The sequence below is a fragment of the Acidovorax sp. Root402 genome, assembly GCF_001425125.1.
Lineage (GTDB): Bacteria > Pseudomonadota > Gammaproteobacteria > Burkholderiales > Burkholderiaceae_C > Acidovorax > Acidovorax delafieldii.
On record NZ_LMDQ01000001.1, the window covers coordinates 101,196 to 124,171 of the forward strand.

A 22,976-nucleotide genomic window follows, 5' to 3' on the forward strand; every position below is an offset into this window, starting at 1 on the left:
GCGCAACGCACCGCCTGGAGCCACCGGCCATGAGCGGCGATGCTGTGGTCGATGTGCTGGTCATCGGTGGCGGCAACGCTGCCCTGTGCGCCGCCCTGATGGCGCGCGAGGCGGGCGCCAGCGTGCTGCTGCTTGAATCCGCCCCACGCGCCTGGCGCGGCGGCAACTCGGCCCACACGCGCAACCTGCGCTGCATGCACGATGCGCCGCAGGACGTGCTGGTCGATGCCTACCCCGAGGAAGAGTTCTGGCAAGACCTGCTCAAGGTGACGGGCGGGCTGACCAACGAACACCTGGCGCGCCTGGTGATCCGCGAGTCGAGCACCTGCCGGCCCTGGATGCGCCGCCACGGCGTGCACTTCCAGCCCGCGCTGGCGGGCACGCTGCATGTGGCGCGCACCAACGCGTTCTTCATGGGCGGCGGCAAGGCGCTGGTCAATGCCTACTACCGCAGCGCGGAGCAGCTGGGCGTGCAGATCCGCTACGAAGCGCCCGTGGAGCGCATCGAGATGGAGGGCCCCCGCTTCGTCGCAGCCCACCTGGCCAACGGCGAGCGCATTGCCGCCAAGAGCTGCGTGCTGGCCGCGGGCGGCTTTGAATCGAACCGCGAATGGCTGCGCGAAGCCTGGGGCCAGAACGAGCGCGGCGAGTGGCCGGCCGACAACTTCCTGATCCGCGGCACGGCCTACAACAAGGGCGTGCTGCTCAAGCACCTGCTCGACGACCACGGCGCCGACCGCATCGGCGACCCCACGCAGGCGCACATGGTGGCCATCGACGCGCGCGCGCCGCTGTACGACGGCGGCATCTGCACGCGCATCGACTGCGTGTCGCTGGGCGTGGTGGTCAACCGCGCGGGCGAACGCTTCTACGACGAGGGCGAGGACTTCTGGCCCAAGCGCTATGCCATCTGGGGCCGCCTGGTGGCGCAGCAGCCGGGGCAGATCGGCTACTCCATCATCGACAGCAAGGCCATTGGCCGCTTCATGCCGCCCGTGTTCCCGGGCGTAAAGGCCGACACGCTGCCCGAGCTGGCGCAAAAGCTCGGCCTGCCCGTGGACACCTTCACCCGCACGCTCGATACCTACAACGCCGCCTGCCGCGTGGGCCAGTTCGACCACACCACGCTGGACGACTGCCATACCGAAGGCGTGGCACCCGCCAAGACACACTGGGCCCGGCCCATCGACACCGGCCCGTTCTACGGCTATGCGCTCAAGCCTGGCGTCACCTTTACCTACCTGGGTCTGCACACCGACGACACGGCTGCGGTGCGCTTTAACAACCAGCCCAGCCCCAACCTGTTTGTGGCCGGCGAAATGATGGCCGGCAACGTGCTGGGCAAAGGCTACACCGCCGGCGTGGGCATGAGCATTGGCACTGCGTTTGGCCGCATTGCGGGCACGCAGGCAGCTTTGGCCTCCAAACGCCCGGTAGCGCTAGTCGAACATGCCTCAAACGCTACAAAACAAGGAGCAAACCATGCAAACGCTTGAGGCCCTGACGCGCGACGCCCGGGCGCTGGCAAATGGCGACATCGTGCTGTCTGCGCCCGAGACCGAGGTGGCGCGCCAGCTGCAGATCTGCAACGCCTGCCGCTACTGCGAAGGCTTTTGCGCCGTGTTCCCGGCCATGACGCGGCGGCTGGAGTTTGGCAAGGCCGACATCCACTTCATCGCCAACCTGTGTCACAACTGTGGTGCCTGCCTGCACGCCTGCCAGTACGCGCCGCCGCACGAGTTTGCGGTGAACATTCCGCAGGCCATGGCCCAGGTGCGCGGCCAGACCTATGCCGACTACGCCTGGCCACCCGCGCTGGGCCAGCTGTACCAGCGCAACGGCCTGACCCTGGCCCTGGCACTGGTGGCCGGGCTCACGCTGTTCCTGCTGCTGGCCGTGGTGCTGCATGGCCAGGGCATCGCCGCGCTGTGGCAGGCCCCTGTGGGCGGCTTCTACGGCATCTTCCCGCACAACCTGCTGGTGGGCCTGTTTGCGCCCGTGTTCCTGTTCGCCGTGCTGGCGCTGGGCCTCGGCGTGCGCCGCTTCTGGCGCGACGTGACGCCCGCTACCAGCGGCGCGCCGCTGAGCGCGCCCGCCACGGCCGAGGCCACCGATGCCGTGCTGCGCCTCAAGTACCTGGACGGCGGCCATGGCGATGGCTGCCACAACGAGGACGATGCCTACACCCTGTCGCGCAGGCGCATGCACCACCTCACGTTCTACGGCTTCATGCTGTGTTTTGCGGCCACCAGCGTGGCGACGCTGTACCACTACCTGCTGGCCTTGCCTGCACCGTACGACCTGCCCAGCCTGCCCAAGCTGCTGGGCGGCATTGGCGGTGTCAGCCTGGCCGTTGGCACGGCCGGCCTGTGGCGGCTGAACCTGCGCCGCCACCCGCAACACGGCGATGCCGCACAAAAGCCCATGGACCGCGCCTTCATCGCCCTGCTGTTCCTCACCGCCACCAGCGGCCTGGCGCTGTGGGCGGTGCGTGGCACCGCAGGCCTGCCGCTGCTGCTGTGCCTGCACCTGGGCGCGGTGATGGCGCTGTTCGCCACCATGCCCTACGGCAAGTTTGCGCACGGCATCTTCCGCACCGCGTCGCTGCTGCGCCATGCCGTGGAGAAGCGACAGCCCAACCCCATCGGCCTGGGCGCCGACTGATCCCCAGCCCCCCAACAACCCACAATGAAGGAGACCCCCATGAACCCCAAAAGAACCCTGCTGCGTTGCGCCTTGGCGCTGGCCACCCTGCCTCTCGCCTTGGGCGCTGCGGCGCAAGACTTTCCGCCCAAGAAGCCCGTCACGCTGGTCGTGGGCTTTGCCGCAGGCGGCGCGGCCGATGCGGCGGCACGGCTCATCGCCAAGAAGCTGGGCGAGAACATCGGCCAGTCGGTGGTGGTGGACAACAAGGGTGGCGCAGGCGGCAACATCGCGCACCAGTTTGTGGCCAATGCGCCCGCCGATGGCTCGGTGCTGCTGCTCGGGTCGGTGGGACCGCTCACCATTGCGCCCCACCTGATGAAGGTGGCCTACGACCCCTTCAAGGACCTGGCCGCCGTGTCGGGCGGGGTGAACTTTCCGAACGTGCTGGTGGTGCACAAGGGCGCGGGCGTGAAGACGCTGGCCGAGTTTGTGCAGCTGTCCAAGAAGAAGCCCGGCAGCGTGGACTTTGCCTCCACCGGCGCGGGCTCGGCATCGCACCTGGCGGGTGAACTGTTCAACCAGCGAGCCGGCATCGACATGACCCATGTGCCCTACAAGGGCGGCGCCCCCGCGCTGCAGGACCTGCTGGGCGAGCGCGTGACCTCGTACTTTGCCGCGCCCCCCACTGCGCTGCCGCATGTGGAGACGGGCAAGCTCATACCGCTGGCCACCACCGGCCTCACGCGTCCGGCCTACCTGCCCAACATCCCTACCGTGGCGGAGTCGGGCTATCCGGGCTTTGAGGCGCTCAACTGGTACGCCTTTGTGGCGCCGGGCAAAACGCCCGCGCCGCTGCTGGACCGCTGGAACCAGGAGATCGTGAAGGTGCTGAACGACCCGGGCGTGAAAGAGGCGCTGAACAAGCACGGCCTCACGCCGCAGCCCACCACACGCGCCGAGCTGACGGCCTTCATGAAAAAGGAATCGACCCAGTGGGCCACCATCATCAAGGAACGCAAGCTGACGGCGGACTAGCAAGGGCCGGCACCGCGCGATGCCTCCACAGCACCATCCGCCTGCACCAACCCATCGTCCAGCAGCTGCGCGAGCCAGCCGCCGAGCACGGTGGGGTCGCCCTTCCACAGGCCGCTGCCCAGCAGCGCCGCGCAGGCGTCGTGGACCGAGGCACCGGCGTGCATCGCTTGCACCCAGGCAGACTCGGCCGTGTCGAGCGTGCGAAAGTGCGGCTGGTGGCCTTTGCGCCAGACCAGCAGCGTGGCTGGTGCGGACAGAGCCACGGCCTCGGGCACGTCGTCATCCGTGTGGATGGCTTTCCACACGCCCACGACGTTCGTCGTGATCGTTCGCAGCAAGGCGCTGGGGTGCAGCACACCGGGGCGGGTGGTCCAGGTGACCGATGCCTGAGCTGCCGCAGTCTCCAGGGTTGGCACATCGGCACTGTCAAAGCGGGTGCGCAAATCCCAGTCGAGCTGGGCCAGTTCATGCAGCTCGGGGTTGTCGGGGTATTGCACTCGCAGCGCTTCCACCAGTCCTTCACCGTAGCGATTCAGGCTGCGTGTCTGCGGCGGATGGGCCACCGCAAAAGCGCGGGCATGCACATCGAAACTGTCTGACCCCATGTAGAGAAACGTCTTGGCGTAAGTGTCCGCCAGCACCTCGGCCAGCCGTGCGCGGTAGGCATGGTGGTAGATGGGCAGGCGGCCGGTGACAGGGTCATCGGGTGTGGCTTGCGGCAGCGCGCCGGCCAGCACCTGGTCGGCGAAGTGGCGCTGTACAGCAGCCAGTGGCAGCGGGTCCACTGCGGGGGCTAAAGGCATGACTGCAGCAGTTGCGGGTTCGGGCGAGGCCAAGGTCTCTGCCGCTATGCGCCGCGCCGTCGCCAACTCATCGAGCAGGTCGGCCAGCGGCGGAATGTGGTCGTCGCGCTCGATCATCGCGGCCACGGCGCCAAAGCGCTGGCAGGCCTGGGCGTAAAGATCCCACACCGGTTGCGCTACCGGGTAGTCGTGCGTGTCGATGATGTGGTCGCCGTTGTCGCTGTGCCCAGCCAGATGAATCTGCTGCACGCGATGCGCGGGCAGTGCCTGCAGGTACGTCAGCGGGTCAAAGCCATGGTTCACGCTGCTCACGTAGATGTTGTTCACATCGACCAGCAGCAGGCAGTCGGCCTCCTCAGCAATGTGGGCCAGAAACTGCCACTCGCTCGCGCTGTCTTGCCGGTAGCGGACGTAGCTCGACACGTTCTCCAGCACCAGCCTGCGGCCCAACACGTCTTGCGCATGGCGGATCTGCGCGATCACGTGGCGTGCAGACTCGTCGGTGTAAGGCAGCGGGTACAGGTCGTGCAACTGCTCGGGGCCCGGGCCCGTCCAGCACAGGTGGTCGGACACCCACAACGGCTCGATGCGGTCGGCCAGCGCCTTCACGCGCTGCAGATACGGCACGTCCACGCCCTGCGACGCACCGATGGACATCGCAACGCCATGCATGGCCACGGGGTAGTCGCGCCGGATGGCATCAAGCACCGCCAGCGGCTTGCCGCCATCGATGAGGTAGTTGTCGGTGATGATTTCCAGCCAGTCGAGCGGCTGCTTGCGCGCGAGGAAATCGGCGTAGTGCTGCGTGCGCAGCCCCAGGCCAAAGCCGGTGCCGCGCGTAGCTATGAGGTCATGTGCCATGGCGAAATCAAGGTATCAAAGTGCGGGCACTGGGCATGATCGCCGAGACTGGCACGCCCTGATGCCAGCACCGCCGCGCAAGGGCCGCCCCGCCGCGCTGGCGGTGTCCCCCTGGGGGGATGGCGCGCAGCGCCTCAGGGGGCTTGTTGCCTTATCCCTTGATATCGCCGATGGTGCCCTTCTCCATCAGGCACTGGGCTGCGGTCTTGGCCTTGAAGCCGTGGCCCTTGCAGGCGTTCTGGCCTTTGCAGCTGTGCTCTGCGGTAGAGCAGTCGCTGTTGCCCTTGCAGTCGTGCACGTTGTAGCAGTGCACGGTGTCGTTGGCGCCAATGGCCGCGCCTTTGGCACCCTTGGGCAGATCCGCTGCGAAGCTGGTGGATGCCAGTGCCAGCAGGGCGGCAGACAGGGCAAAGGAGGCGGTGGACTTGGCTTGGGTAGACAGCATGGTGAGTAACTCCGTAAACGTTGAGGGATGAATGAAGCGGGTAGATCACGCTGCACAACTGAGCGCTCTCTGCCTGGTAATTCGTCCCCCGCGTACTGCGGGTTACATGCCGTCCAAAAACTTTTTCGCGTTGCCGCCTGGCGCTATTGCGCAGAGGGTTCCGTCACCGAAATGTCAGTGTGCACCAGCGTCAGCGGAAAACGCTGGCCCGCCAGGTAGTCCTCCAGGCAGCGCAGCAGCAGGGGGCTGCGATGGCGCTCGGGGCAGGCACGGATCTCGTCGGCCGTGAGCCACAGCGTGCGCACGATGCCGGTGTCGAGCGTGCGCCAGTCATGGTGCGTGCCCAGCGTGCCCGCAAACGCAAAACGCATGTAGGTGATGTCGTCCCCCGTGCGCGTCTTGGTGAAGCGGTTGAGGTACACGCCAATCAACGCTGTGGGCTCGAAGTCGTGGGCGGTTTCTTCCAGCACCTCGCGCGCGCAGGCCTGGATGGGCGACTCGCCCGGGTCCAGGTGGCCGGCAGGGTTGTTGAGCTTGAGGCCGTCGGTGGTTTCTTCCTCGACCAGCAGAAAGCGGCCATCGCGCTCGATGAGGGCGGCCACGGTGACGTTGGGTTTCCAGCGGTGGGGCATGGCGGGCATTATGACGAGGGCGGGTGACACTGCGCCTACAAGGTCTACAGCGCTCGCGCCATGTACACCGCGCCTTCGCCATAGCTGGCCAGGCGGGCCTGCTGGGTGGCGTCCTGCAAGGGGTGCAGCGCATAGCCCTGCCGCTGCCAGTAGGCCTGCGAGCCCTGCACCGAGACCAGTCCACTGTGCCGCAGCCCTTCGGCGCGGGCCTGCGCCCACAGGGGCTGCAGCAGCGCGTGGGCCAGGCCTTGCCCCGCATGGGCAGGCAGCACGGCCATGTCGTGCAGGTACAGCGTGTCGGGCTGGGCAGTGGCTTCAAAGTCGCCATGCAGCGGGGTGACCTTGCCGCGCACGCTGCGGTAAGCCGCCAGGTAGGCACACACCGTGCCGCCCTGCTCCAGCACCAGCGAACAATTGGCGGGGCTGGCGAGGCGGCGGGCAAACACCTCGCCGCTCTCCACAAACCCCTCGCCATAGCAGGCCAGTTGCACGGCCAGCAGATCGGACAGGTCGCTCAGCGCCAGCGGGCGCACCACCACGGACATGAGTGAGCTTGGTTCGATCAGTGCGGCAGCACGGGCGCCTGCACGAAGTCGTCCAGCGACAGGCCCTTTTCCTTCAGCAGCGCCTCCAGCACCGGCTGCAGGCGGCCCAGGCTCTCCTGCACGGCCTCGCGCACGGTGTCCACCACCACCTGGGTGCTGCGCTCGATCTCGATGTTCAGGCGGTCGCCCACCTGCTTGTTCTCGAACACGGTGGCGCGGCGGGTCTCGGGGATCATCCAGATCTCGAACCAGCCCTCTTGCCGGTTCACCTCGGCCACCGTGAGGCTGGCGCCGTGAATGGCGATGTAGCCCTTGGCAAAGATGTAGCGGCGAAACGCCTCGGGCACGGCCACGCGCCACACCAGGTTGTTGTCAAACTCGCGCCGCTCGATGAGCGTGCCAGTGAAGTCCACATGGCCCGACAGCGGATGGCCGCCGATCTCGGCACCGTCCTTGGCCGCGCGCTCCACGTTCACGCGGTCGCCCTGGCCGTAGCTGCCCAGCGTGGTGATGTTCAGGCTCTGCAGCATCACGTCGAAGTTGGCCTGCGTGGGCGACAGGATCTCGGTGACCGTGAGGCACACGCCATCGGTGGCCACACTGGCGCCAATGGCCAGGTCCTGGCAGAAGCCCTCGGGGAAATCGAGCGTGAAGGTGCGCAGCCCTGCGCGGTCGTGGATGGCGGCAATGCCTGCCGTGGCTTGGACGATGCCTGTGAACATGGTGGCGCGGCTTCCGGGTACGTTGGAACGGGAACCGGGAATTTTGCCACCCGGCCCCCACCGCGCGCTGGCGCCGGGTTACTTGGCTTGCAGTAGCCCACCCACTTCCAACAGCACCAGCTCGTTGTCATCCGCCTTGTTCGGCTCGCGGCTGCTGCTGAAGGGCAGGTTGTTGTCGTTGCCCACCACGATGTGGGTGCTGTCTACGATGTCCACGTTCTCGATGGTGAAGAACGGGAAGGTGAGCACGCCGTTGTTCAGCGGCTTGCGCGCCAGGCGCTGCGGGTCCTGGATGTTCATGAGGTCGATGTAGCCCACCTTGCGGATCTCGCCGCCCACGTTGGCGTCGCTCATCTCCACCTTGTAGACGCGCTTGAACTTGGCCAGGTCGTGGAAGCAGTCCGTGCGCTTCTGGCCCTCGGGGCAGGCTTTGTCGGCCGTGCCTTCGCCGTTGTCGCGCTCGATGATGAGGCCCGTGGTGCCGTCGATCATGTTGAAGTCGCCAATCGCGTGGTGGTTGGCCTCCAGCACGTACTTCCAGTGGCGGCCGGTCCATTGCTCGGTCTTCACGTCAAATTCGAGCACACGCAGGTACTGCTTGCCGCCCACGTTTTCGTACGCCTTCGCGCTGTCGTTCCACAGCGGGCCTTCGAGCAGTGCATAGAGCTTGCTGCCGTCCTTGCTGGAGGCCATGCCTTCGTAGCCCTTGGAGCGCTTGACTTCAAAGGGCGTGGGCTTGGCGTCGGGGGCACCGGGCATCAGCACACCGGGCGCATCGGGCGAGCGCACGACCTTGCCGTCCACCTGCGTTTCGAACACGGCCAGCACCTTGCCGTTCAGGTCGGCCTTGATGAGGAAGGGGCCAAACTCTTCGCCGATCCACAGTGCGCCACCGGCGAACTGGAAGCTCTCGGGGTCGAAGTCGGCGCCCGTCAGGTAGCGCTTGTCGGTGCCTTCGTGGGTGATCCGAAACGGCACCTTCTTGTCGGGGTCGTGCAGGAAGACTGTCTTGAGGCGGTTGAACTGGCCGCTCTTGAAGTCCACGGTGTAGTGGCTCAGGTGCAGCATGAAGTCGGGCGAGTTGGCCTTGGAGCCCGCGCCGTTGTCGGTCAGGATCCAGAACGAGCCGTCGGCCATGCGCTTGATGCCCGAGTGGCCCTGGAGGGGCTGGCCCTGGAAGGGCAGCGACACGCCTGTGTCGCGGCCACCCGACTGGCCCATCACGCTGCCCACGGCGTCCACACGGCGGGGGGTGGTGAACTTGCCCGCCACCTGCAGGTCTTGCGGCGCGTCCTTGGGCGCGGCAACCACGGTGAGGGCGGGCAGCACGGCGTGGCCGGCCAGGGTGGCGGGGTAGGCCTGCTGGGCGATGGCGGGGGTGGCGGCAGCGCACAGCAGCGCTGCGCAGGCGGCAATTTGGGACAGTCGGGACATGGTGGTCAAGGGGAAGAGAGCCAAAACCGTGAACGATGCCGCCGCCCTGTGACACCGCCATGAAAAGCGGTTCTCCAACGCCCCCCACCAAGTAACGCCGAATCGGGCACACACCAGGGACCTTGCCAGGGACCTTTTGCCGCTGGCATGAGTCACACCCGCCTCACCCCACCCGCACGGCCTGCGCACCCGCCATGGAAACCCTCTCTGCACTGCAATCCCTCGGCCTGGAGCTGCCCAGCCCGGCCTACATAGTGGGCGCCATCCTGTTTGGCCTGATCGGCATGGCGGCGTACTGGCACGGCAAGCGTGCGCAGCAGCCGCGCACCCGCTGGTGGGGCGTGGCGTTGATGTTTTATCCCTACGTGGTCTCGGCCACCTGGCTGCTGTACGCCGTGGGCGTCGCGTTGTGCCTGGGGATGTGGTGGGACGGGCAGCGCGGCTAGGGATCCTCCGCACCAAGGAATCAACCGGCGGCGGCCACCAGCCCTGCGCCGTGCCCGCGCGTGAAGGCTTCTTCAAACACCGAATACCCCGACCAGTCGGCATGCGCAAACGCCAGCCGTGCGGTGGTGGGCGTGGGCAGCCAGGCGGCACGCTCACCATTTGATAGCACCTTAGGCATGAAAGACCTGCGCTCCAGGCCGATTTTGCTCAAAAACTGCTGCAAACCCGGTGTGGGGATGGACATGGCGTGCCCGTAGCGGGTGATGTCCACGCGCGTGGCGCGCTGGCGCAGGTCGGGGTGCGGCACCGCCAGGGCGGCGAGGGCGGCGTCGGCCCAGTGCTGCCAGGGCTGGGTGGCCAGCTGCTGGCGGCCGTCCGCCCGGTCGCCCAGCGCCTGGTAGTAGGTGAGCACGGTGGGGCCGGCCAGCGTCGCACGGGTGTCCAGGCGCTGGTGGCCGGCGTTCACATAGCCCAGGCCCCCCGCCGTGGGGTCGGCATACAGGACGTTGTCCCAGGCCGGCGCGGCGCCGGGGCGGTCGGTGAGCGGACTTTGGATGTGGATGTTGGCCACCAGCCAGGGCGCCCACGACAGACGCTGGGCCGCCCCGGTGAGGAAGGCGGGCGGGTTCTGCACCACGCGCGCCGCCACGAAGACGGGCAGCGCCACGATGCAGCGTGGCGCCTGCCAGCGCTCCACGCTGTCGGTGGCGTGATTGAACGCATCCACCTCCACGCCGTGGCGGCCTTCGGTAATGCGCAGCACGCTGGTGCCGGTGCGCAGCTGGCCGCCGCCGTGGGACGTGTTGGCCAGCGGCTCGGCCAGGCGCCGGGTGATCCAGCCATTGCCCTCGGGCCAGGTGAGCACGCTTTCGCGGGCTTCGTCCACGGCCTCGCCGGGCGCATGAAAGCCATGGCGGCTGGCAAAGTAGTGGATGCCCGCCCAGGCCGAGACGCGGTCGGCCCCGGCGCCGTAGTCGTCGCGGCAGCAGTAGTCCAAGTACCAGCGCAGGTGGGCATCGTCCAGCCCTTCCTGCGCCAGCCAGGCGGCAAACGTCATCGCGTCCAGCGCCTGCTGGCTGGGCGCCAGTGGGCGCTTGGCGGTCCACAGCTTGAGTGCGGGCATGGCAAACCGGGCGGCGCGGGCCTGCGCGTCCACGGCCTGGGCAAAGCGGCGGTACTGCGCCAGCGTGGCCTCGCCCACGCCCTGCACGGGCAGCAGGCCGTCCTGCCACTCGCCATCGAAGTACAGGCGCTCCTGCGGGCTGTGGCACAGGTGGCGTTCGTCGTACTGCCAGTGCCCGGCCACACGCTGGCGCAGGCCCAGCTCCTCCAGCAGGTCCTGCACCTCGCGTGCGTCGTCGCCAGGCACGGGCAGGTAGTGCGCGCCCTGCGGGCAGGTGATGCCGTTGACGGCGGTGCCCCGGCTGTTGCCGCCTGCGGTGTCTTCCAGCTCCAGCAGCGCAAAGTCCTGCACGCCTGCCAGGCGCAGCGCACGCGCTGCGGCCAGCCCCGCCACGCCACCACCGGCAATGATGACCTGCGCGCGGCGCACCACGGCGGGCTCGGGCCAGGTGCCGCGCGCCAGCCACTCACGCAGCTGGTGGCCGCGCGCCATGTCGATGCCGGTGAAGCCGCCTTCCAGCGGCGGCACGGCGTGGTCGCACCCGCCCAGCGCAGCCGTGGCCAGGGCGGCGGCGCCCGCCACGAACTGGCGGCGCTGCAGGGTCCAGGGGGTCATGCGGTCACGCCTCAATCGGCCCAGCGGGCGCGGATCTCAAGCAGCTGCGGCACCAGCGGGGCAAACAGCGCCACCAGGGCGGGGTCGAAGTGTTTGCCGGCCTGCGCTGCAATGTGGTCCAGCGCATCCTGCACGGGCCAGGGTTCTTTGTAGGGGCGGCGGGTGGTAAGCGCATCGAACACATCGGCCACGGCCACAATGCGCGCCGACACCGGGATGGCCTCGCCCGCCAGGCCGCGCGGGTAGCCGCTGCCGTCCCACTTTTCGTGGTGGGCCAGCGCAATCTCGCGGGCCAGCTGCAGCACGCCGGACGGGTGCTCGCCAATGATCTCGGCGCCGATCTCGGGGTGGCGGCGCATGGTGTCCCACTCATCGGCGTCCAGCGGGCCCGGCTTGCGCAGCACGGCGTCGGGGATGCCGATCTTGCCCACGTCGTGCATGGGCGCGGCGTTGAGCAGGTCTTCGGCCCAGGCCGGGCTGTGGCCGGCAGCCAGGGCCAGCAGCTGGGCAAAGTGGCTCATGCGGATCACATGCATGCCGGTTTCGTTGTCCTTGTACTCGGCCGCGCGGCCCAGGCGCTGCACGATCTGCAGGCGGGTTTCACGCAGCTCGTCCATGCGCACCAGCGACAGGTGGGTGCGCACCCGCGCGCGCACCACGGGCGGGCTGACGGGCTTGGTGATGTAGTCCACCGCGCCCGCGTCAAACCCGGCAGTTTCGTCCTGGCTGTCGGTGAGGGCGGTGATGAAGATCACCGGGATGGAGGCGGTGGCGGCATCGGCCTTGAGCGCGCGGCACACGGCATAGCCGTCCAGGTTCGGCATCATGATGTCGAGCAGCACCAGGTCGGGTCGCTGCTCGCGCGCCACCTGCAGCGCACGTTCGCCGTCGGTGGCAAACAGCAGGCGGTAGTCGGACTGCAGGATGTGGCGCAGCACCTGCAGATTGGTGGGCTCGTCGTCCACCAGCAACAGGCGGGGCCGCTGGTCAGGGGCCGGTGTCATGCGGGGTTCTCCAGGGGTTCGTCCAGCCAGTGCGTGCGCAGCTGCTGCAACTGCACCCCGGCCTGGTCAAAGTCAAAGCGGTCGATGGCCTCTTGCAGGCGCTCGGTGGCGTCTGCAGGCAGCAGCTGCATCAGCAGGTCCAGCGGCGGCTGGGCCAGCTCGGACTGTGCCAGGGCCTGCTGCAGCGCCTGCGCGGCGTCCCGGGCCTGCTGGCGTTGGTCTGCGGTCAGCGGTGCGTGCTGGCCCACGCCGGGGGCGGGCGCTGCGGCGGCCTCGGCCTCGTGGGCCAGGGCTTGCTCTACGGCCTGCAACGCGGCGGGCAGGGCGGCCACCAGCGGCTGCAGTGCCGTGCGGTCCAGGCTGTGGGCGGCTTCCTCGATGCGCTGCGCCAGCGTTTGCAGCGGGCCCAGCGCCAGGTTGCCTGCCGCACCACGCAGGCGGTGGGCCAGCGCACGGGCAGCGTCCATGTCGGGCTGCGCCACCAGGGCCTGCAAGGTGGCGGGGGTGGCGGCATGGTCGGTCAGCAGGCGCGCCACGGCATCGCGCAGCAGCGCACGCTGGCCCCAGAGGCGGGTGCCACGCTCCCAGTCCACCGCAGCGACGGTGGCGTGGGGGACCGGTGGCATGTCGGTGGCGCGCGTCAAGGTCTGCAGGCTGCTCCACCCCGATGTGGAGGTGTCGGGCTGCAGATGCAGCACGCGGGCGATCTCGCGGAACAGGCGGGCGGGCTCCAGCGGCTTGCTCGCAAAGCCGTCCATGCCCGCAGCGCGTGCGTTGCGCCGGTCCTGCTCCAGCACGCTGGCCGACAGCGCGATCACCGGCACCGGCTTGCGCCGTTGCGCCTGCTCGAACGCACGGATGCGGCGCGTGGCCTCCAGGCCGTCCATGCCAGGCATCTGCAAGTCCATCAGCACCACATCGAAGCGCCCGCCTTCGTAGGCGGCGACAGCGCTCTCGCCATCCCGCGCCACGGTCACCTGGTGGCGCCCCCGGTCCAGGTGGATCTGCAGCAGCTCGATGTTGGCCGGCACATCGTCCACCACCAGCATGCGCAGCGGCGGCAGCTGGACCGCATGGCTCACGGTGGCCACTGCCGCCGTGGCCTGGCCCACCGGCAAAGGTACACACACGGTGAACGTGGTGCCCACACCCAGGGTGCTGCGCACGCTGATGCTGCCGCCCATCAGCTCCACCAGCTGGCGCGAGATGGTGGTGCCCAGGCCGGTGCCGCCGAACTGCCGGGTGGTGGATGCGTCGGCCTGCGCAAAGGGGTCGAAGATGCGCTCCAGGTGCTGCGCCGCGATGCCGATGCCCGTGTCCTCCACCTCCATCACCAGCGTGCCGTCGTGGTAGTCCAGCCGCAGCAGTACATGGCCGCGCTCGGTGAACTTGAGCGCGTTGCCCAGCAGGTTCAGCAGCACCTGCTGCAGGCGCAGTGCATCGCCCCGCAGGTAGGGCGGCACCCGGTCGTCCGTCAGGCACTGCAGCGCGAGCCCCTTCTTGCCCGCATGGATGCGCAGCGAGGCGAGGATCTGGTCGCACACCTCTTGTAGCGAGAAGTCCGCAATCTCCAGCTCGACCGCGCCTTTTTCCAGTTTGGCGGTGTCCAGGATGTCATTGAGCAGGCGCAGCATGGAGCGCGCCGCATGCTGCACCGTGCCCAGGTGGCGGCGCTGCTGCGCGTCCATGGGGGTGTCAAGCAGTGCCTCGGTGAAGCCGATGATGGCGTTCATGGGCGTGCGGATCTCGTGGCTCATATTGGCCAGGAAGGTGCTGCGCGCGGCTGCGGCCTGCTCGGCACGCTCCTTGGCGGCCCGCAGCTCTTGCTCCATGGCACGGCGCTGGGTGAGGTCGGTCGCAAACTTGACGACCTTGAACGGCTGGCCTTGCGCGTCGAAGATGGGGTTGTAGGTGGCCTGGATCCAGATGCGCCGCCCGTCCTTGCCCAGTCGCTGATATTCACCGCCATCGAGCTGGCCAGCTCGCAGTTGCTCCCAGAACTGCGCGTACGCCTCGGTCTGCGCGTAGGCGGGCTCGCAGAACATGCGGTGGTGCTGGCCCACGATCTCTTCCAGCCGGTAGCCCATGAGTTCTCGAAAGTTGGCGTTGGCGTTGAGCACATGGCCCTGCATGTCGAACTCCACCACCGCGAGCGCGCGGTTGATGGCGCGCACCGTGCTCTCGAACTCGGCGTTGCGCTCGCGAAAGACGGTCATGTCCATGATGACGCCGTCGATCCACAACACCTGGCCATCATCGCCGGCCACGGGGCGGCCGCTTTCCGACACCCAGCGCAGGCGCCCGTCACGGTCCCGCAGGCCAAACTCCACGTGGTAGGGCCGGTGCTCCTGGATGGCCATGGAGACTTCCGCCCACAGGCGGTCCACCTCTTCGGGCAGCGTGAGCTGGGTGAAGTTGATACGGCCGTCCAGAAAGTCCTGCGGCAACCAGCCCGTGAGTGCGGTCACCGCATCGCTGATGAACAGCATGGTCCAGTCGGCATCGTGCCGGCATCGGAAAGTGACGCCCGGAATGTTAGCCATGAGCGAGCGCAGGCGCTGCTCGCTGGCCTGCAGCTCCTGCTCCATGGCGCGGCGCTGTGTCAGGTCGCTGATGAAGCCTACGAACACCGGCGCGCCATCCAGCGGCACGCGGCCTATGGAAATGCGAATGGGCACGGTGCTGCCATCGGGCCGCAAAGCCAGCACCTCGCGGCTGTTGGCGCCGACCACGCCACCGCCCTGGCCTTGCAGGTAGCGCTGCAGGTAGGTGTCGTGGCGCGAGCGGTCGGGCTCGGGCATGAGCATGGACACGTTCTGGCCCACCACTTCGTCGGGACGCCAGCCCAGGATGCGCTCGGCCGCTGCGTTGAAGGACTGCACACGGCCCTGCGCATCGATCATCACCATGCCGTCCACGGCGGTGTCGGCAATGGCGCGCAAGCGGGACTCGCTCTGGCGCATCTGCAGGAACATCTGCCGGTAACGCAAGCCCGCGTTGATGGCGATCACCAGCAGCCCGATACCCGACGCCACTGCAGCAACGGCCAGTGCCAGGGGCGCGCCATCGGCCGCAGTCAGCAGTTCCAGCTCGTTGGGGGCGTCAATGAAACGCAAGGCCGCCATGCCGGTGTAGTGCATGCCCGCAATCGCCAGCCCCATGACCACACCGGCCACCGCATTGAGCCACCGGGCGCGCCAACGCACCACGCGCTCCAGCCCAAACCGCACCCACAGGGCCATGATGGCCAGCAACACGGCCACCAGCACCGAGGCGGCAAACCCCCAGGGGTCGTACCGCATGACAGGCGCCCACTGCGACGCTGCCATGCCGATGTAGTGCATGGCGCCAATGCCAGCGCCCACCAGCACCCCACCCACCACCAGGGCGGCGCGGCTGATCTCGCGGCGCATCAGCAAGCCCAGCGCCACCCACGACGCGCCCACACTGGGCAGCAGGGACAGCACAGTGGTCCACGCATCAAACTGGCCCCGCGCGCACACCGTGAAGGCCAGCATGCCGATGAAGTGCATGGACCAGATGCCCCCGCCCAGCGCCATCGCCCCGGACCCCCGCGCCATCTGGCGCATGAACCGGGTGTCGGCGCGGCGGGCCAGACCCGCCATCTGCAGCGCCAGCACGGAGGCCAGCACCGCCATGCCCACCGACAGCGTCACCAGCCAGGGATCGTGCTGCGCCCAAAGCAGCGGATAGGGCTGTGCGTCAGAAAGGAAAAAAAGGTCCAGCATCGGGGGCGCCCACGGCGATCAGGTCTTGACAGCTTTGTAGCCGATTGTGCTGCCCATGCCAGCGGGCAGAACCCCTGCAAATTGCTCGGCGAATGCCTGTTGGGGCCCTGGCAAACGGCGACTCAATGCGCCACCACCTTGCCCCATTCGCGCTCGTAGCTGTGCACCAGCGCCTGGTTGGACAGGCGGTTCACGTCGGCCGGCACCCGCGCCATGTCGAGCGGAAAGTCGAACAGCAGGGGCAGCGACGGGGCGCTCAGGAACCGGAGCCCGGGTGGCAGGGCGTCGGGCAGGCGCCACGGCCTGCGGCTGGCGATGACATAGCCCCATTCGCCAAAGCTGGGCACATGGGCGTGGTACGGCGCTGTCGAGAGGCCCACGGATTCGATGGTCTGCACCACCGTCCAGAAGCTCTGGCGCGCCACCAGCGGCGAGGTGGTCTGCACCACGGCGTAGCCACTGGCCGCCAGCCGCTTGTCCAGCAACGCATAAAAGCTGTTGGTGTATAGCTTGCCGATGGAGAAGTTGGTGGGATCGGGGAAGTCCACCACGATCACGTCAAAAAGGTCCGTCCCCTGCTGCAGCCACCCAAAGGCATCGGTGTTGACGATGGTCACCTTGGGGTTTTGCAGCGCGTGGCCGTTGAGCTTTGCCAGCGTGGGGTTCTCGCTGAAGATGCGCGTCATGGCCGGGTCCAGCTCGACCAGGGTGACGGACTCGACCGAGGGGTACTTGAGGATCTCGCGCACCGCCATGCCGTCGCCGCCGCCCAGCACCGCCACCCGCTTGGGCGCCCCATGCGCGGCCATGGCGGGGTGCACCAGAGCCTCGTGGTAGCGGTATTCGTCGGACTCGGAGAACTGCAGGTTGCCGTTGAGGTACAGCCGGTGGCCATAGCGGCCCTGCGTGACCACAATGCGCTGGTAGGGCGTGGCCGTGGTGAAGATGATGCGGTCCTGGTAGAACTTGTCTTCGGCAAAGCTCGTGATCTGCTCAGACCCCGCCAGTCCCGCCAGCAGCAGGCCCACCACCATCAGGCAGGCGAACAAATGGGCTTGGAGGCGCCGCAGCTCATGCCGGAACAGCCACACCGCCCACAGCGCCACTGCGGCATTCATCAGCCCGAACAACAACCCCGTGCGGATGAGCCCCAGGTGCGGCACCAGCAGCAGCGGAAACGCCAGCGACACCGCCAGCGCGCCCAGGTAGTCGAACGTGAGCACCTGCGAGACAAGGTCCTTGAGCACCACGTTGCGTTTGAGGATGCGCATGACCAGCGGAATCTCCAACCCCACCAGCGTGCCCACCATCAGCACCATGCCGTACAGCAGGAACCGGAACGCACCCGGCGCATACGCATTGGCGAGGAACAGCGTGGCTGGCAGCGCGCCGCCGATCAGCGCCACCAGCAGCTCGATGCGCAGGAAGTGCGCGGGCAGCTGCCGCTCGAAGTAACGCGACAGCCACGACCCCAGGCCCATGGCAAACAGGTAGGTGCCGATGATGGTGCTGAACTGCAGCACCGAGTCGCCCAGGACATAGGACGCCAGCGCCCCCGCCGCCAGCTCGTACAAAAGGCCGCAGGCAGCCACGACGAACACGCTGATGAGCAGCGCGATATCAATGGGGCGTGGGCCGGGGGATCGGGGCAGCGCCGCGGGCGCTGGCTCGGTAGGGGACAAGGTGGGAGGCGACAAGGCGGCTGTCAGCGCACCCTGCGGGGTGCGCTGCTACGTTCATTCAGACAATGGAGGCAAACAGGCGCGTCAATGAATGGCGGCCGCCACGATGATGCTGATGCCCAGGCACATCGCCGCCACCACCATGCCGAGGGCCTTGTTTTGCTTTTCCACAATTTCGCGCCACAGGTCGTAGGGCGTGATCTTGTCGATGATGATGAAGGCCGCCCAGAAGATGATGATGCCCATCAGGGCATACAGCAGCGTGCCGCCGATGGACAGGGGGTGAAGCCATTCGAATTTGGTCATGCTGTTCTCCGGTGAAATTCGGGTTGTTGCGAGGTTACTTGTGGCTGCCGCCCGACGAATATCCGCCGTACGAGCCCCCCGAGCTGCGGTAGCTGGAGGACGAGGAACAGTTTTCGACCCGGGGATCGCAGCTGGAGCAACGGCTCAGCAAGATGAGCAGGATCAGGATCACCACGGCGATGATGATGATGGTGCCGCAGCCCAGGCCGGATTTGGCCACGAACGGGCCAGGGTCTTCGCGCTGGAGCACATCTTTCTTGTCGTCCAGCTTGAACGCCTTGGCCACCGTGTCGCTGGACAGCTTGTCCCCCGCAGACCAGGTGATCTCGTTCGGGCTCTGCTCCATCGACAGCAGGCCCTTGGCGCTCGCAAAGTCGCGGTTGGTGGTCTTCTGGCCGCGCGTGACCTGCCAGTAGAACTCGCCCAGCACGTAGGTCGTTTCGGCCTCGTAGGTGTACTTGAGGTCGTACTTGGTGCCCATGTACGTGGCGGAGCGGCCCGTGGCCGCCATCTGCGGCGCGCCGGTGGTGGGGCGCACCATGCTCCAGCCTTCTTCGGAATCGACCAGGAACGCGAAGCCACGCTTCTGGTTGTAGAGCAGGTATTCGCTCCAGCCAAAGTGCTCGTCATCGCCGGGCTCCACGCCCATGCGGTGCTGAAAGCCCACCACCTGCCAGTGCACGCCCTGCAGCTGCCCCTTGCTGCCCAGCGGGATCAGGGGCTGCACGGGTTCGTCCTGCTCCGCCGAGCGCAACTCTCCGCCCACGCCACTGTCCAGGCTGATGATGCTGGCGCACGAGCCGCAGGTGATGCTCTTGGAGGTGGACAGCTGTACCTGCACCGGCGCACCGCAGTGCGGGCAGTTGAACTGGCGGCCTTTTTCGTCCTTGGCCGATTCGTCCTTCAGACCCTGCAGCTGCAGGTCTTCCAGGAGCACTGCCTTGCCACGCTCCACATTGGGCGGGGTGTGGCCGTAGTCGATGCTGACCACTTCGCCGTCGGCGCTGCGCAGCTCGACCATGCCAAAGGGCTGGCCCAGCGGCGGTAGTTTGGGCAGCTCGCCCTGGGCCGAGATCAGCTGTGCCTGGCCGGTGTAGGCCACGCTGTAGGGTTTGCCGTTGATGGCCGTGGTGGTGCCGATGCGAAAGCGCTCGGGCGCAGGCATCTCGCGGCCGGGGTCGATGGGCCGGGTGAAGACATAGGCACCGTTGTCTTCGCCCAGCGTGGCCAGCGTGCCGTCATTCAGGAAGGCCGCCCATTCGGTCCACACGCCCGCGTCGCCCTTGTATTGCAGGCGGCCGATGAGGGTAAAGGGAACGTCCTTGCCGTCGAGCTGGATGCGCCCGCTGGCCATGAGCTGCAGCGGGCTGTGGTCGTCGAACAGCTCGGCCATCTTGCCCAGGCGCGTGAGCACATCGCCACTGCGCACGACGGTGCTCTGGCAGTAGCCGCAGACGGCATGGGTGGACTGCGCGCTCTTGAACTCCACCGGCGCGCCACAGCCGGGGCAGGGCGCGCGGTAATAGCGCTGGGTGGGGTCGGTGGCCATCGTGTGGAGTGTTCTGCCCGCGCCGCGCTAAACGGCTTTGAAGCCCTATTGGCCTCTAGCGCTTATCCCTCCAGCGCAAGCAGCTATTTTTATGATAGCAATCGATCCGATCGATCAGACGAGCTTCTTGAGCAGTTCGGCCTTCTTGGCGTCGAACTCTTCCTGCGTGAGGATGCCCTTGGACTTGAGCTCGCCCAGCTTCTCCAGCGTGGCCATCACGTCTTCGGGCTTGACGCCCACTGCAGCGGCCGCCGCTGCGGGCGCTGCCTGGGCTGCTGCGCCGCCGCCTTGCAGGCCCTGCTGCAGGTTCTGCGCGAGCACCTGGCCCAGCGCCACACCCGCGCCCAGACCCATGGCGTCACCCGCCACACCGCCACCGTTGCCCGCGCCCTCGGCAAATTTGGGGATGGCCTGCGCCGTCTGGTACTGCATGAATTTGGCCATGTCGTTGCCAACCATGCCCATGCCGATCTTCTGGTCGAGGATCTTCTGCAGCTCTTCGGGCAGCGAGACGTTCTGCACCGTGAGGGACTCGATCAAGATGCCCAGTTTGGCGAAGATGGGCGCCAGCTCCTTGGTCAGCGCATCGGCAAACATGACCTGGTTGGCCGCCAGGTCCAGGAACGGCAGGCCGCTACCGGCAATGGCGTTGCTGATGTTCTGCAACACCAGGCCACGCAGCTGGCCTTCCAGGTCGGCCACGGGGTAGGACTCGCGCGTGCCCGAGATTTCGGTGTGGAACAGCTTGGGGTCGGCGATACGGAAGGCGTAGTTGCCGAACGCGCGCAGGCGCACGGCGCCAAAGTCCTTGTCGCGGATCGTGATGGGCTGGGGCGTGCCCCACTTCTGGTCGATCTGCTGGCGTGTGCTGAAGAAGTACACATCGCTCTTGAAGGGGGACTCAAAGAGCTTGTCCCAGTTCTTCAGGTATGTGAGCACCGGCAGCGTCTGCGTGGTGAGCTTGTAGGTGCCGGGGCCAAACACGTCGGCCACTTGGCCTTCGTTCACGAAGATGGCCATCTGCGACTCGCGCACCACCAGCGTGCCGCCGTTCTGGATTTCCATGTCGCGCATGGGGAAGCGCCAGGCCAGCGTGCCGTCCCCCTCTTCGGTCCACTGAATGATGTCAATGAACTGTTTCTTGATGAAGTCCATGAGGGCCATGTGTGCTCCCAAAGCAAAAGAGGGGGTTGAAAAGAGCGGCCATCATAGCAACGGGGGCTTTGGTGGCAGCGGCTTTTTTCAGTGGCGGAACGTGAACTAGTTCACGCGCAGAACCAGTCTGTTTGGGATAGGCGCTGCGGCGCTTCGTAAGGCGTCATTGGATAGCGGCTATCTGCGCCTTAGCGATGATCAATTGGCTTTCGCTATTGCGAATCACTACCATTCAACCATCCCTGCTGCACCGCCGCAGGCTCTGTTGAACCAAGGAGTCCGCCATGTCCCTCATCCGCCGCGTTGCCCGCCAGAACCAAACCATGCTGATGAAGACGGGCAGCTACTACCTCATCCACATCTGCGTGGCCGCTCTGGTGGCCTATGCCGTCACCGGCAACCTGTGGGCCTCGCTCACCCTGAGCCTGCTGGAGCCCACGGTGCAGGCGGTGGCCTTCTTCTTCCATGAAAAGGCGTGGGACCGGGCTGGTCGGCGCGCTGCACGCCAAAGCGCTACCCCATCGCCCCACAGCAATCCCGCCATCCAGGGCGCCTGAACAAACTCACGACAAGGAGTACCGCCATGTACGCCATTCCACTGCGCAGCCGCACCGCCACGGGCTTGGCCTTTCAACGCTGGCTGGTCCAGCGCCTGGCGGGGCTGGCCGATACCAACTGATAGCGGGCAGTCCTCTCTGCCTGCGCCAGAAACGAACATGCCCCGACCGGCGGGGCATGGGGGTGGGAACACAAACAGGCGGTGAATGGGCAGCGCTCAGGCTTTCACATCCAGCAAGGAGCCCATCATTTCGTCCTGCGTCTTGATGGTCTGCAGATTCGCCTTGAACGCGTAAGTGGCCGACATCTGCTCCACCGCCTCTTGCTCCAGCGCCACGCCCTTGGCGTCCTGTTCGCGCTGCACGGTGGCTCGCACGCCGGCGCTTTCGGCCACTTCTTCTTGTGCAACCACCTCGCGGCGGTAGCCGGGGGTGTTCATGTTGGCCACGTTGTTGGCCGACGCGTCCAGCCGCAACTGGGCGGCCTGGAGGCCTGAACTGCCGATGGAGGAAATGCTGGCCATGGGCGCTGCTCCCGATGTCACACAATGTTGCAAAGAAGGCGAATTGTCCGCCGCGCCGCGGCGGCTGGCAAGCCGCAGCCCCGCAATACCCCTGTCAGCGACCGGGCCGGTGCGCATCCTCCAGGCATTGCGCAAACGCCTGCGCCGCGCGGGCGGGGGCGGGGGAGCGGCGCATCAGGCTCACAAACTGGCAGTGGTAGTGGAACAGCGACGGGTTCACCGCCTGCATGCGGCCCTGGCGCTCGAAGGCCTCGGCGTAGTGGTCGGGCAAGAACCCGAGAAAGCGGCCCGACAGGATCAGCGTGGCGATGGACTCCTGGTCAAACCCCGTGGCCGCACGCTGCAGCCGGGCCTGATGGCTCAACTCCATATTGGGCGAGTGGTAGCCCAGCCCCGCAAACTGGTAGCCGCGCACGGCATGCCAGTCGGCCGGAGGCGATGACGCCCCAAACAGCGGGTGGCCCGCGCCGCAATACAGCAGCATGGTCTCGCCAAACAGGTCGGCGTAGGCCAGGCTTTGCGAGCTGCGGTGCGCGGGGATGATGCCCACCTGGTAGCTGCCGTCGATCACACCGCGCTCGATGGCGTTGATGGAGCCCACATGCAGTTGCAGTTGCACATCGGGGGCCTGGGCGGTGAAGGCGGCAATCGCCTCGCCAATGCGGGCGGCCGGGTTGCTGGCGGTTTTGTCGAACACCGCCACGGCCAGCTGCCCGCCCATGCGCGAGTGGATGTCGTCCACGCTGTCGCGAAAGCTGCGCACCGAGGCCAGCAGGCGCAGGGTTTCGTCATACACCCGCTGCCCCTCGGCAGTCAGCGCAAACCCCGCCCGCCCCCGGCGGCACAGCGTGAGGCCCAGGCGGGCTTCCAGGTCCTTGATGTGGCGGCTGACGGTGCTGGTGCCGATGTTCAGCTCCAGCTCGGCGGCCGACATGCCGCCGCACTCCACCACGCTCTTGAACACCTGCAGCAGGCGCAGGTCCATGTCGCTGAGCTGGCCCAGCACAGCGCGGTGTTTGCCCGGTACTGCGGGCACTGAAGCTTGGGGGGATGGAATCGGGTCTTTTACTTGCATAAATCGTCAAGTAAACATTGATATTGGATTATTTGAGAGATTAACAGGCGGCGCAACAATGCCCTAC

General features: G+C 67.1%; 20 protein-coding genes. 5 read left to right on the forward strand and 15 right to left on the reverse strand.

What is annotated here, in order from left to right:
* Nucleotides 1–29: 29 nt before the first annotated feature.
* Genes tcuA through ASC83_RS00490 form a run of 3 tightly spaced genes read left to right on the forward strand, consistent with a single transcriptional unit; the run spans nt 30 to nt 3,681 of the window.
* Complete coding sequence (gene tcuA / locus ASC83_RS00480; protein ID WP_056056697.1) at nt 30–1,496, forward strand: FAD-dependent tricarballylate dehydrogenase TcuA; 1,467 nt, start codon at nt 30–32, stop codon at nt 1,494–1,496.
* Nucleotides 1,483–2,664 carry a tricarballylate utilization 4Fe-4S protein TcuB gene (gene tcuB, locus ASC83_RS00485; RefSeq protein ID WP_056056699.1) on the forward strand — a complete coding sequence of 394 codons (1,182 nt, stop codon included), beginning with the start codon at nt 1,483–1,485 and terminating at the stop codon, nt 2,662–2,664. Before tcuA ends, tcuB begins: the two co-directional genes overlap by 14 nt.
* A 39-nt stretch (nt 2,665–2,703) precedes the next feature.
* Complete coding sequence (locus ASC83_RS00490) at nt 2,704–3,681, forward strand: tripartite tricarboxylate transporter substrate binding protein (RefSeq protein WP_056056701.1); 978 nt, start codon at nt 2,704–2,706, stop codon at nt 3,679–3,681.
* On the opposite strand, the gene ASC83_RS24490 is transcribed toward ASC83_RS00490, so the two are convergent.
* The 6 genes from ASC83_RS24490 to ASC83_RS00520 all read right to left on the reverse strand — a co-directional run bounded on the left by ASC83_RS24490 (nt 3,678) and on the right by ASC83_RS00520 (nt 9,123).
* Nucleotides 3,678–5,345 carry a DUF692 family multinuclear iron-containing protein gene (locus tag ASC83_RS24490; protein ID WP_082522270.1) on the reverse strand — a complete coding sequence of 556 codons (1,668 nt, stop codon included), beginning with the start codon at nt 5,343–5,345 and terminating at the stop codon, nt 3,678–3,680. The two genes, ASC83_RS00490 and ASC83_RS24490, sit on opposite strands and share 4 nt — an antisense overlap.
* A gap of 151 nt (nt 5,346–5,496) precedes the next feature.
* Entirely contained in the window at nt 5,497–5,790 is a 294-nt protein-coding gene (locus tag ASC83_RS00500; RefSeq protein WP_082522271.1) for a hypothetical protein, read from the reverse strand.
* A 143-nt stretch (nt 5,791–5,933) separates the two neighbouring features.
* Entirely contained in the window at nt 5,934–6,422 is a 489-nt protein-coding gene (locus tag ASC83_RS00505; RefSeq protein ID WP_056057615.1) for an NUDIX hydrolase, read from the reverse strand.
* Between the two features lie 44 nt (nt 6,423–6,466).
* Nucleotides 6,467–6,967, reverse strand: a complete 501-nt coding sequence (locus ASC83_RS00510; protein WP_056056703.1) for a GNAT family N-acetyltransferase — start codon at nt 6,965–6,967, stop codon at nt 6,467–6,469.
* A gap of 17 nt (nt 6,968–6,984) precedes the next feature.
* Nucleotides 6,985–7,689: a riboflavin synthase gene (locus ASC83_RS00515; protein ID WP_056056705.1), complete on the reverse strand. Its 705-nt coding sequence runs from the start codon at nt 7,687–7,689 to the stop codon at nt 6,985–6,987.
* A 78-nt stretch (nt 7,690–7,767) separates the two neighbouring features.
* Complete coding sequence (locus ASC83_RS00520; protein WP_056056707.1) at nt 7,768–9,123, reverse strand: esterase-like activity of phytase family protein; 1,356 nt, start codon at nt 9,121–9,123, stop codon at nt 7,768–7,770.
* 194 nt (nt 9,124–9,317) lie between these two features.
* On the opposite strand from ASC83_RS00520, the gene ASC83_RS00525 reads away from it, so the two are divergent.
* A complete protein-coding gene (locus tag ASC83_RS00525) occupies nt 9,318–9,569 on the forward strand; it encodes a hypothetical protein (RefSeq protein WP_056056709.1) in 252 nt (83 codons plus the stop codon).
* A gap of 20 nt (nt 9,570–9,589) precedes the next feature.
* Here ASC83_RS00525 and ASC83_RS00530 read toward each other — a convergent pair whose 3' ends face one another.
* From ASC83_RS00530 to ASC83_RS00560, 7 genes are all read right to left on the reverse strand, one after another.
* The gene (locus ASC83_RS00530) at nt 9,590–11,308 is read right to left on the reverse strand and encodes an NAD(P)-binding protein (RefSeq protein WP_200938866.1); all 1,719 of its coding nucleotides are present in this window, start codon (nt 11,306–11,308) and stop codon (nt 9,590–9,592) included.
* An 11-nt stretch (nt 11,309–11,319) separates the two neighbouring features.
* Entirely contained in the window at nt 11,320–12,312 is a 993-nt protein-coding gene (locus ASC83_RS00535; protein ID WP_056056711.1) for a two-component system response regulator, read from the reverse strand.
* Complete coding sequence (locus tag ASC83_RS00540) at nt 12,309–16,061, reverse strand: PAS domain S-box protein (RefSeq protein ID WP_056056713.1); 3,753 nt, start codon at nt 16,059–16,061, stop codon at nt 12,309–12,311. Before ASC83_RS00540 ends, ASC83_RS00535 begins: the two co-directional genes overlap by 4 nt.
* A 122-nt stretch (nt 16,062–16,183) precedes the next feature.
* Nucleotides 16,184–17,743, reverse strand: coding sequence for a polyamine aminopropyltransferase (locus ASC83_RS00545; RefSeq protein ID WP_056057622.1), 1,560 nt, complete (start codon nt 17,741–17,743; stop codon nt 16,184–16,186).
* Between the two features lie 84 nt (nt 17,744–17,827).
* Entirely contained in the window at nt 17,828–18,049 is a 222-nt protein-coding gene (locus ASC83_RS00550; protein ID WP_044396181.1) for a DUF350 domain-containing protein, read from the reverse strand.
* Between the two features lie 34 nt (nt 18,050–18,083).
* Nucleotides 18,084–19,598, reverse strand: coding sequence for a DUF4178 domain-containing protein (locus tag ASC83_RS00555; RefSeq protein WP_056056715.1), 1,515 nt, complete (start codon nt 19,596–19,598; stop codon nt 18,084–18,086).
* 114 nt (nt 19,599–19,712) lie between these two features.
* On the reverse strand, nt 19,713–20,762 hold the full coding sequence (locus ASC83_RS00560) for an SPFH domain-containing protein (protein WP_056056717.1): 1,050 nt from the start codon (nt 20,760–20,762) through the stop codon (nt 19,713–19,715).
* Between the two features lie 275 nt (nt 20,763–21,037).
* Here ASC83_RS00560 and ASC83_RS00565 point away from each other — a divergent pair, with 275 nt between their 5' ends.
* The gene (locus ASC83_RS00565) at nt 21,038–21,310 is read left to right on the forward strand and encodes a DUF2061 domain-containing protein (protein WP_056056719.1); all 273 of its coding nucleotides are present in this window, start codon (nt 21,038–21,040) and stop codon (nt 21,308–21,310) included.
* Between the two features lie 218 nt (nt 21,311–21,528).
* Here the strand turns inward: ASC83_RS00565 and ASC83_RS00570 are convergent, their stop codons facing one another.
* Both ASC83_RS00570 and ASC83_RS00575 read right to left on the reverse strand, forming a co-directional pair.
* On the reverse strand, nt 21,529–21,834 hold the full coding sequence (locus tag ASC83_RS00570) for a flagellar basal body protein (RefSeq protein WP_015016359.1): 306 nt from the start codon (nt 21,832–21,834) through the stop codon (nt 21,529–21,531).
* 94 nt (nt 21,835–21,928) lie between these two features.
* Complete coding sequence (locus tag ASC83_RS00575; RefSeq protein ID WP_056056721.1) at nt 21,929–22,909, reverse strand: LysR family transcriptional regulator; 981 nt, start codon at nt 22,907–22,909, stop codon at nt 21,929–21,931.
* Nucleotides 22,910–22,976: the final 67 nt, after the last annotated feature.